This window comes from Pseudomonas sp. D8002 (assembly GCF_013385695.1).
In the GTDB taxonomy this organism is placed as follows: domain Bacteria; phylum Pseudomonadota; class Gammaproteobacteria; order Pseudomonadales; family Pseudomonadaceae; genus Aquipseudomonas.
Genome location: NZ_JACAPM010000049.1, coordinates 27611 through 36960, shown reverse-complemented (window position 1 = coordinate 36960; position 9350 = coordinate 27611). Strand labels below are relative to the sequence as shown.

General features: G+C 62.1%; 8 protein-coding genes. 1 reads left to right on the top strand and 7 read right to left on the bottom strand.

Annotation, left to right across the window (positions count from 1 at the left end):
- Positions 1–20 precede the first annotated feature (20 nt).
- From HX807_RS26170 to HX807_RS26140, 7 genes are all read right to left on the bottom strand, one after another.
- Positions 21–1445 (bottom strand): gamma-aminobutyraldehyde dehydrogenase, encoded by a 1425-nt coding sequence (locus HX807_RS26170; RefSeq protein WP_003209554.1) that lies wholly within the window; start codon positions 1443–1445, stop codon positions 21–23.
- Between the two features lie 160 nt (positions 1446–1605).
- Positions 1606–2415 carry an ABC transporter permease gene (locus HX807_RS26165; protein WP_003209553.1) on the bottom strand — a complete coding sequence of 270 codons (810 nt, stop codon included), beginning with the start codon at positions 2413–2415 and terminating at the stop codon, positions 1606–1608.
- Positions 2405–3334: an ABC transporter permease gene (locus HX807_RS26160; RefSeq protein WP_003209552.1), complete on the bottom strand. Its 930-nt coding sequence runs from the start codon at positions 3332–3334 to the stop codon at positions 2405–2407. The genes HX807_RS26165 and HX807_RS26160 overlap by 11 nt, the downstream gene beginning before the upstream one ends.
- 1 nt (position 3335) lies before the next feature.
- The gene (locus tag HX807_RS26155) at positions 3336–4370 is read right to left on the bottom strand and encodes an ABC transporter ATP-binding protein (RefSeq protein ID WP_003209551.1); all 1035 of its coding nucleotides are present in this window, start codon (positions 4368–4370) and stop codon (positions 3336–3338) included.
- A 180-nt stretch (positions 4371–4550) separates the two neighbouring features.
- Positions 4551–5702, bottom strand: coding sequence for a putative ABC transporter substrate-binding protein YdcS (ydcS, locus tag HX807_RS26150; protein WP_003209550.1), 1152 nt, complete (start codon positions 5700–5702; stop codon positions 4551–4553).
- 72 nt (positions 5703–5774) lie between these two features.
- Positions 5775–7232, bottom strand: a complete 1458-nt coding sequence (locus tag HX807_RS26145; RefSeq protein ID WP_003209549.1) for a gamma-aminobutyraldehyde dehydrogenase — start codon at positions 7230–7232, stop codon at positions 5775–5777.
- Positions 7233–7365: 133 nt separating this feature from the next.
- The gene (locus tag HX807_RS26140) at positions 7366–8277 is read right to left on the bottom strand and encodes a LysR family transcriptional regulator (RefSeq protein ID WP_003209548.1); all 912 of its coding nucleotides are present in this window, start codon (positions 8275–8277) and stop codon (positions 7366–7368) included.
- A gap of 168 nt (positions 8278–8445) precedes the next feature.
- On the opposite strand from HX807_RS26140, the gene HX807_RS26135 reads away from it, so the two are divergent.
- Complete coding sequence (locus tag HX807_RS26135; protein ID WP_003209547.1) at positions 8446–9159, top strand: tellurite resistance TerB family protein; 714 nt, start codon at positions 8446–8448, stop codon at positions 9157–9159.
- Positions 9160–9350: the final 191 nt, after the last annotated feature.

Sequence of the window (9350 nt, the reverse complement as noted above, 5' to 3'; positions counted from 1 at the left end):
GCTTCGACAGGGGTAAAGGGTCAGTGCTTGAACATCACATGGCGAACCGTGGTGTAGTCCTCCAGGCCGTACATGGACATGTCCTTGCCGTAGCCGGACAGTTTCTGACCGCCATGGGGCATTTCGCTGACCAGCATGAAGTGGGTGTTCACCCAGGTGCAGCCGTACTGCAACCGTGCAGCCAGGCGATGGGCGCGGCCGACATCGGCGGTCCACACGGAAGAGGCCAGGCCGTAGTCCGAATCGTTGGCCCAGGCCAATACCTGGGCCTCGTCGTTGAATTTGGTTACCGACACTACTGGCCCGAACACTTCGCGGCGCACGATTTCATCGTCCTGCTGCGCGTCGGCCAACACCGTCGGTTCGAAGAAGAACCCGTTGCCTTCCACCGCCTTGCCACCCGTGATCAGGCGGATATGGGATTGCGCCACGGCACGCTCCACAAACCCGGCCACACGGTCACGGTGCTGTGCGGTGATCAGCGGGCCCAGCTCGGTGGCCGGGTCATCCTGCAAACCGTATTTGATGCTGGCAACCGCCGCGCCGAGCTTTTCGACGAACGCGTCGTAGATATCGGCCTGTGCATAAATCCGGCACGCAGCGGTGCAATCCTGCCCGGCGTTGTAGAAGCCGAAGGTGCGAATGCCTTCCACCGCCGCGTCGATATCGGCGTCGTTGAAGATGATCACCGGCGCCTTGCCGCCCAGTTCCATGTGCATGCGTTTGACGCTGTCGGCAGTGCTGGAAATGATATTGGCCCCGGTGGCAATCGAACCGGTCAGCGACACCATGCGCACTTTCGGGTGATTCACCAGCGGGCTGCCCACGGTTGGCCCACGGCCAAACACCAGGTTGAGTACACCGGCCGGGAAAATTTCAGCGGCCAGTTCCACCAGGCGCAGCGCGGTCAGCGGGGTTTGTTCCGAAGGCTTGAGCACCACGGTATTACCGGCGGCCAGGGCCGGGGCGATTTTCCAGGCGACCATCATCAGCGGGTAGTTCCACGGCGCGATGGAGGCAATCACGCCCACCGGGTCACGGCGGATCATAGAGGTGTGGCCCGGCAGGTACTCGCCGCCGGCCGAACCGCTCATGCAGCGGCTGGCGCCGGCGAAGAAGCGGAACACATCGGCCACCGCCGGGATCTCGTCGTTCAGCGCCGCGCTGTAGGGTTTGCCGCAGTTGTCCGACTCAAGCTTGGCCAGCTCTGCGCCGTGGGCTTCGATGGCGTCGGCGAGTTTGAGCAGCAGCAGCGAGCGATCCTTCGGTGGCGTTTGCGACCAGCCTTCAAAAGCGCTGTCGGCAGCACGCACGGCGGCGTCGACCTGGGCTTCGCTGGCTTCCTTGATTTCCACCAGTACCCGACCCAACGCCGGGTTGAACACCGGCTGCGCCGGGCCTTCGCCTTCGACCAGATGGCCGTTGATCAGCAGTTTGGTTTGCATGGTTCTGTCCTCTTAAAGCTGCATCGTTTCCCCTGCCGAAACCGGTTCAAGTGTGGGAGCGGTCTTTCAGTTGATACATCACGTGACTGATACACCGCGTTCTCGAGCAAGCCCGCTCCCACATTTGAACCTCATTCCTTCAGTGGCAATGTGTTGTCAGTTATTTACCGCCACTACCGGCCACGCTTTCGCCGCCGCGGGTCAGGTAATAGGCACCCAGGATCGGGAACATCGTCACGATCATCACCAGCATCGCCACCACGTTGGTCACCGGCACATCCCGTGGCCGGCTCAACTGGTTGAGCAGCCACAGCGGCAAGGTGCGCTCGTGGCCGGCGGTGAAGGTGGTGACGATGATTTCGTCGAACGACAGCGCGAACGCCAGCATGCCGCCGGCCAGCAACGCCGAGCCGAGGTTGGGCATGATGATGTAGCGGAAGGTCTGCCAGCCGTCGGCGCCGAGGTCCATCGAGGCTTCGATCAGGCTGTGGGAAGTGCGGCGCAAACGGGCGATCACGTTGTTGTAGACGATCACCACGCAGAAGGTCGCGTGGCCGACGATGATGGTGAACATCCCCGGCTCAATCCCCAGGGTCTTGAAGGTCGCCAGCAACGCGATACCGGTGATGATCCCCGGCAGTGCAATCGGCAGGATCAGCATCAGCGAGATGCCTTGCTTGCCGAAGAACTCCCGGCGATACAACGCCGCCGAGGCCAGGGTGCCGAGCACCATCGCAATCAGCGTGGCGATGGCCGCGATTTGCAGCGACAGCTTGATCGCTTCCAATACGTCCGGCCGCGAGAAGGCCACGCTGAACCACTTCAGGGTGAAGCCCTGGGGTGGAAAGCTGAACGCCGCCTCTTCGGTGTTGAAGGCGTAGAGGAAGATGATCAGGATCGGGAAGTGCAGGAAAACCAACCCGCCCCAGGCCGCGATTTTTAGACTGAGTGAGGCTTTTTCAGAGTGCATCGAAGGCCCCCAGACGTTTGACGATGGACAGGTAAACCGCGATCAGCACGATCGGCACCAGGGTGAACGCCGCGGCCATGGGCATGTTGCCGATAGCGCCTTGTTGCGCGTACACCATGCCGCCGACGAAGTAACCCGGCGGGCCCACCAGTTGCGGCACGATGAAGTCGCCCAGGGTCAGCGAGAACGTAAAGATCGAACCCGCCGCGATCCCCGGTACCGACAGCGGCAGAATCACCTGCATGAAGGTCTGGCGCGGCTTGGCGCCAAGGTCTGCCGAGGCCTGCAGCAACGATGGCGGCAAACGCTCCAGCGAGGCCTGGATCGGCAGAATCATGAACGGCAGCCAGATGTACACAAACACCATGAACCGCCCCAGGTGCGAGGTGCTCAAGGTGCTGCCGCCCACGCCGGGAATGCCCATGATGAATTGCAGCGCCGGCTCCAGGCCCAGGTGCTGCACGAACCACTGCGCCACGCCGCCCTTGGCCAGCAGCAGGGTCCAGGCGTAGGCCTTGACGATGTAGCTGGCCCACATCGGCATCATCACCGCGATGTAGAAAAACGCCTTGGTCTTGCCGGTGGTGTAGCGCGCCATGTAGTAGGCGATCGGGAACGCGACGATGGCACTGGCGATGGACACCACCACCGCCATGCTCAAGGTGCGCACGATGATGTCGAAGTTCGACGGCTGGAACAGCGCGGCAAAGTTGGCCAGGGTCAGGTCCGGGGTGACCGCCATGGTGAAGTCATCGAACGTATAGAAGCCTTGCCACAGCAAGGTCAGCAGCGAACCCAAATAGATCGCGCCGAACCAGATCAGCGGCGGCACCAGCAGCAGCGACAGGTACAGGTTGGGCTTCTTGTACAGCAGGTTGGAAAACCTGCGCATCGGGGGTTGGGACAGGGCCAGGCTCATGTCACACCTCGCCTGCGATGTCGGTCAACGGCGTCATGGCTTCCCGCGCCCAGCGCGCGGTGATGGACTGGCCGACTTGATGCCCGGCGGTGGTGTCCAGCCATTGGTTGTTGGCCTGGCTGATGTTCAGGGCCTGGCCGTTTTCCAGTTTTAGTTCGTAGCGGGTGGCGCTGCCCTGGTACTGGATGTCATGCAGCAGGCCGCTGACTTCCACCTCGCCGCTGCCCAGCGGGCCTTCGGCGAAGCGCACGTGTTCCGGGCGGATCGAGAACGGCTGCGGGTTACCGCTCAAGCGTTGCGCCAATTCGCCGCGAATCACGTTGGAGGTGCCGACGAATTCCGCGACGAAGGTGGTGGCGGGCTTCATGTACAGGTTGCGCGGGGTGTCGACCTGTTCGATGCGGCCCTTGTTGAATACGGCCACACGGTCGGACATCGACAGTGCTTCGGTCTGGTCGTGGGTGACGAAGATGAAGGTGATGCCAAGTTGGCGTTGCAGTTTCTTCAGCTCGCTTTGCATCTGTTCGCGCAGCTTCAGGTCGAGAGCGCCGAGGGGCTCATCCAGCAGCAATACGCGCGGACGATTGACCAGTGCGCGGGCCAGGGCCACACGTTGACGCTGGCCGCCGGAGAGTTGCACCGGCTTGCGGTCGCCGTAACCGCCGAGGGCGACCATACCCAGGGCTTCTTCGGCGCGGTTGAGGCGTTCGGTCTTGCCCACGCCTTTGACTTTCAGGCCGTAGGCCACGTTGTCCCGCACGTTCATGTGGGGGAACAGCGCGTAATCCTGGAACACAGTGTTCACGTCGCGCTGATACGGCGGCAAGCCGGCGGCTTCCTCACCGTGGATGCGGATGGAGCCGGCACTGGGTTGCTCGAACCCGGCGATCAGGCGCAGGCACGTGGTTTTGCCCGAGCCGGAAGGGCCGAGCATGGAAAAGAACTCGCCGTCCTGGATATCGATGGAAACCCGGTCAACGGCTTTCACTTCGCCGAACTGACGGGAAACGTGGGTGAATTGGACTGCAAGCGTCATGGTGCGGTGCTCCAAAAAGGCGCGTCTTGTAAAAATTAAATCGGAGGTAGAGGTGATCGTTCCCACGCTCTGCGTGGGAATGCAGCGCTGGACGCTCCGCGTCCGCCCTTAAAGTCGTGACGCGGAGCGTCACAGGAGGCATTCCCACGCGGAGCGTGGGAACGATCAACTAGGGAGTGCTTAGCGCCCGCCCATGATCGCGATGTAATCCTGGGTCCAGCGGCTGTACGGCACGAACTTGCCGCCTTCAGCCTGCGGGGTTTTCCAGAAGGCGATCTTCTCGAACTGGTCGAAACCGTTGGTCTTGCAACCCTCGGCGCCCAGCAGTTCGCTTTCCTTGCACGCCGCGGGAACCGCCGGCAACGAACCGAACCACGAGGCCACATCACCCTGGACCTTCGGCTGCAGCGACCAGTCCATCCACTTGTAGGCGCAGTTCGGGTGCTTGGCATCGGTGTGCAGCATGGTGGTATCCGCCCAGCCGGTGGCGCCTTCCTTCGGAATGGTCGAGGCAATCGGCTGTTTCTCGTTCACCAGGCCGTTGACCTGATACGGCCATGCGCTGGAGGCCACCACGCCTTCGTTCTTGAAGTCGCTCATTTGCACGGTGGTGTCATGCCAGTAGCGGTGGATCAACGGCTGCTGGGCGCGCAACAGGTCGAGCACGGCCTTGTACTGGGTTTCGGTCAGCTCGTACGGGCTCTGGATGCCCAGTTCCGGCTTGGTGGCCTTGAGGTACAGCGCCGCATCGGCGATGTAGATCGGGCCGTCATAGGCCTGCACGCGGCCTTTGTTCGGCTTGCCGTCCGGCAGGTTCTGCGCATCGAACACTACGTTCCAGCTGGTGGGCGCGGTCTTGAACACGTTGGTGTTGTACATCAACACGTTCGGGCCCCACTGGTACGGCGTGCCGTACGTTTGCTGGCCGACCACGTACCACGGCGCATCTTTCAGGCGCGGGTCGATGTTCTTCCAGTTGGGAATCAGCGAGGTGTTGATCGGCTGTACGCGCTTGCCGACGATCAACCGCAGCGAGGCATCGCCCGACGCGGTGACCAGGTCGTAGCCGCCCTTGGCCATCAAGCTCACCATCTCGTCGGAGGTGGCGGCGGTCTTGACGTTGACCTTGCAGCCGGTCTCTTTCTCGAAACCGGTGACCCAGTCGTAGTTCTTGTCGCTTTCGCCACGTTCGATATAGCCGGGCCAGGCGACAATATCCAACTGGCCTTCACCGGCACCCACCGCCTTCAGCGGTTCGGCGGCCTGGATGCTGACACTGGCCAGCAGCGCGGTGGTCAGGGCACTGAGCAGAGCGGTCTTGTGCGCAGACATGGGGGTTCCCTCTTCTTTAATTATGGTCGGGGCAGTTTTTGCAGCAGGTGGTGCGTGAGCGTAGTTGTTGTTTTAAAGATGCTGGCCGTGGCGCGCCATGATGTGCCGCACCACGCTGTAGTCCTGTAGCGAATCGCTGGACAGATCTTTGCCATACCCCGAGCGCTTCAAGCCGCCGTGGGGCATTTCGCTGACCAGCATGAAATGACTGTTGATCCAGGTGCAGCCGTATTGCAGGCGCGACGCCACTTGCATCGCCTTGTCCAGATTCTGGGTCCACACGGAGGAGGCCAGGCCGTATTCCGAGTCGTTGGCCCAGTCCACCGCCTGTTCCAGCTCGTCGAAGCGGGTCACGGTGACCACCGGGCCGAACACTTCGCGCTGCACGATTTCATCATTCTGTTTACAACCGGCCAGCAAGGTTGGCTGGTAGAAGAAGCCAGCACCGGAATGCACGGCGGCGCCGGTGATGCGTTCGATATGCGGCTGGCCGAGGGCGCGTTCGACAAAACTGGCGACGCGGTCGCGCTGGCGGGTGCTGATCAGCGGGCCGAGTTCGTTGTCGGCATCTCGCTTGCCGGCAAACCGCAGGCTGCTGACGGCGGCGCCGAGCTCGGCCACCAATTTGTCGTGGATACCGGCCTGGGCGTAGATGCGGCACGCGGCGGTGCAGTCCTGGCCGGCGTTGTAGTAACCGTAGGCGCGCACGCCTTCGACCACGGCTTGCAGGTCGGCGTCGTTGCACACGATCACCGGGGCCTTGCCGCCCAGCTCCAGGTGCGTGCGCTTGAGTGTCTTGGAGGCGGCCTGGAGGATCTTCTGCCCGGTGACGATATCGCCGGTCAACGAGACCATGCGCACCTTCGGGTGGCTGACCAAATGGCTGCCGACCCCTTCGCCGCCGCCACACAGGATGTTGATCACCCCGCGCGGCAACAACTGGCTCAGTACGGGCGCCAGGGCCAGGATCGACAGCGGGGTATGTTCCGACGGCTTGAACACCAGGGTATTACCGGCCGCCAGGGCCGGGGCGATTTTCCAGGCGGCCATCATCAGCGGGTAATTCCACGGCGCAATGGAGGCCACCACGCCAATCGGATCGCGACGCACCATGCTGGTGTAGCCCGGCAGGTATTCACCGCTCAGTTGCCCGGTCTGGCAGCGCACGGCGCCGGCGAAGAAACGGAACACATCGACGGTCGCGCTCAAATCGTCCTGACGTGCCAGGTGCAGCGGCTTGCCGCAATTCAGCGATTCCAGGCGGGCGAGGTAGTCGGCTTGTTTTTCGATTGTCTCGGCGATGCCCAGGAGGATGTTCGAACGCTGCTGGGGCGTGGTCCGCGACCAACCGGCAAAGGCCCGGTGGGCGGCGAGGATTGCGGCTTCGACCTGCTCGGTACTGGCTTCGGCGATATGGGTGAGGATTTCACCGGTGGCCGGGTTGATGATCGGCTCGACAAACCCCTGGCCCGGGACCAGTTCGCCGTCGATCAGCAACGCAGTGAGCAGCGGTGTGGGCGCGCCAGACATTTTTCGCGATCTCTTTTCTTGTGTGGTCATGGCTGTTCTCGTGCGAGGCGCCTGACCTTCTCTTATGGGATGAGCAGAGACTAGAGGTCAGGCGCGAGGTCAACAAATACTAAATACTGAAAGCAGCATTCGATTAAATAGATGGCTTGCGTGGGTGGGGCTGTTCGCGGGCCACCGTCAGGAATGGGTCCACCAGCGCCGGGCGCGCCGTGCCCCGGCGCCAGGCCAGGCCCACGTCTAGGGTCTGGCTGAGGTCGGCAATCGGCCGGGCCTCGATGATGTCGCCTTCCAGGGACCAGGGGCGGTAGGTCATGTCCGGCTGGATCGACACGCCCAGGCCGGCGGCGACCAGGCTTCGCACGGCTTCCGTCGAGGCGGTGCGCAAGGTGACGCGGGGTTGCAGCCCGGCGCCGGTCCACATGCGTTGGGCGTTGTGGCCCATTTCGTCGACGTTTAGCTGAATCAGCGGCTCGCGCGCCACATCCGCCAGGTTGATGCTGTCGTGTTCCAGCAGCGGGTGCTGGGCGGGCAGCCATAAACGGTGGGGCGAGTGGGTGAGCACTTCGGTTTGCAGGGCGTGGCGGTCTTCGAGGTTGGAGAGGATCAGCACGCCGACGTCGATTTCACCGCTGACCAGCAGGTGTTCGATGTAGGGGCGTTCGTCCTCCATCACGCGGATTTCGACATTGGGGTAGGCGCGCTGGAAGCGGGTAAGCAAGTCCGCCAGGTAGTAGCCGGCGACCAGGCTGGTCACGCCGATGATCAACTGCCCGGCCACCTGGTCGGTGCTCTGTTGCAGGCTGCGCTTGGCGTTGTCGACGGTGGCGAGGATGAGGTGCGCCTGGCGCAGGAACTGGTGGCCCTGGTGGGTCAGGGTCATGCCCTTGGCGTGGCGGTTGAACAGGTTGACGCCGATTTCCTGTTCCAGTTGCTGGATCGCCAGGGTCAGGGTGGACTGGGAGATGAAGGCGGTCTGGGCAGCGGCGGAGATTGAGCCGGTCTCGGCCACGGCGATGAAGTGACGGATTTGACGCAAGGTCATCATGCTGGAATTACCAGTGGGGTGTTTTTATAGATTTGTTCGAGTGTATATCGTTTTAATTGAGGGGTAAGCGCGTTACATCTGGAAGCACTCTAGATCGGGGGTTTTTGGCACTTAGTTTTACGCTGGGGGCCTATTGGTCCTGTGAACTTGAGTTTCTGGAGGTTGTGAATGAATACCCGTGGATTGCTCGATCAACTGCTCAAATCCGGCCAGGACATGTTGCAGAACAAGGCTGGCGGGCAGCGCAAGTCAGATGACAAGGGTGCCCTTGGCGGACTGCTGGGTGGCGGCGGGTTGGGTAGCTTGCTTGGCGGTGCCGGTGGTGGGGCCCTCGCGGCCGGCGCCATGGGTTTGTTGCTGGGCAACAAGAAAGCCCGCAAGTTTGGCGGCAAGGCGCTGACCTATGGCGGGTTGGCTGCTTTGGGGGTGATTGCCTACAAGGCCTACGGTAATTGGCAGGCGCAGCAGGCCAGTGCGCCTCAAGGGGAGCCGCAGACCATTGATCGGTTGCCGCCGGCCCAGGTCGAGCAACACAGCCAGGGGATTTTGAAGGCGCTGGTGGCTGCGGCCAAGGCTGACGGGCATGTGGATGAGCGTGAGCGGGCGTTGATCGAAGGGGAGTTTGTGAAGCTGGATAACGATCGTGAGTTGCAGCAGTGGTTGCATGCCGAGCTGAACAAGCCGCTGGATCCGGCAGATGTGGCTCGGGCTGCCAGTACTCCGGAGTTGGCTGCCGAGATGTATATCGCCAGTGTGATGTTGGTGGATGAGGAGAACTTCATGGAGAAGGCTTACCTCGATGAGTTGGCGCGGCAGCTTAAGTTGGAGCCGGGGTTGAAGGCTGAACTGGAGAAGCAGGTGCGGCAGGCTGAGGTGGTTTGATTGTGTACATATCCGTTTCTGCGGTAACGGCTACTTATGGTAAAAGCAAAGACCAGAACGAAAGCAGAGCCGCTTTTCTGTAGGAGCTGGCTTGCCGGCGATGCAGACACCTCGGTCTTCCAGACACACCGAGGTGATGCCATCGCCGGCAAGCCAGCTCCTACAGTGGACCGTGCCCGCTTTAGCTTTTG

What these genes read in the sequence shown, in the direction of transcription:
- HX807_RS26170 (WP_003209554.1), bottom strand. Translation starts at nt 1,445, where the DNA reads ATGCAAACCAAACTGCTGATCAACGGCCATCTGGTCGAAGGCGAAGGC.
- HX807_RS26165 (WP_003209553.1), bottom strand. Translation starts at nt 2,415, where the DNA reads ATGCACTCTGAAAAAGCCTCACTCAGTCTAAAAATCGCGGCCTGGGGC.
- HX807_RS26160 (WP_003209552.1), bottom strand. Translation starts at nt 3,334, where the DNA reads ATGAGCCTGGCCCTGTCCCAACCCCCGATGCGCAGGTTTTCCAACCTG.
- HX807_RS26155 (WP_003209551.1), bottom strand. Translation starts at nt 4,370, where the DNA reads ATGACGCTTGCAGTCCAATTCACCCACGTTTCCCGTCAGTTCGGCGAA.
- ydcS (WP_003209550.1), bottom strand. Translation starts at nt 5,702, where the DNA reads ATGTCTGCGCACAAGACCGCTCTGCTCAGTGCCCTGACCACCGCGCTG.
- HX807_RS26145 (WP_003209549.1), bottom strand. Translation starts at nt 7,232, where the DNA reads ATGTCTGGCGCGCCCACACCGCTGCTCACTGCGTTGCTGATCGACGGC.
- HX807_RS26140 (WP_003209548.1), bottom strand. Translation starts at nt 8,277, where the DNA reads ATGATGACCTTGCGTCAAATCCGTCACTTCATCGCCGTGGCCGAGACC.
- HX807_RS26135 (WP_003209547.1), top strand. Translation starts at nt 8,446, where the DNA reads ATGAATACCCGTGGATTGCTCGATCAACTGCTCAAATCCGGCCAGGAC.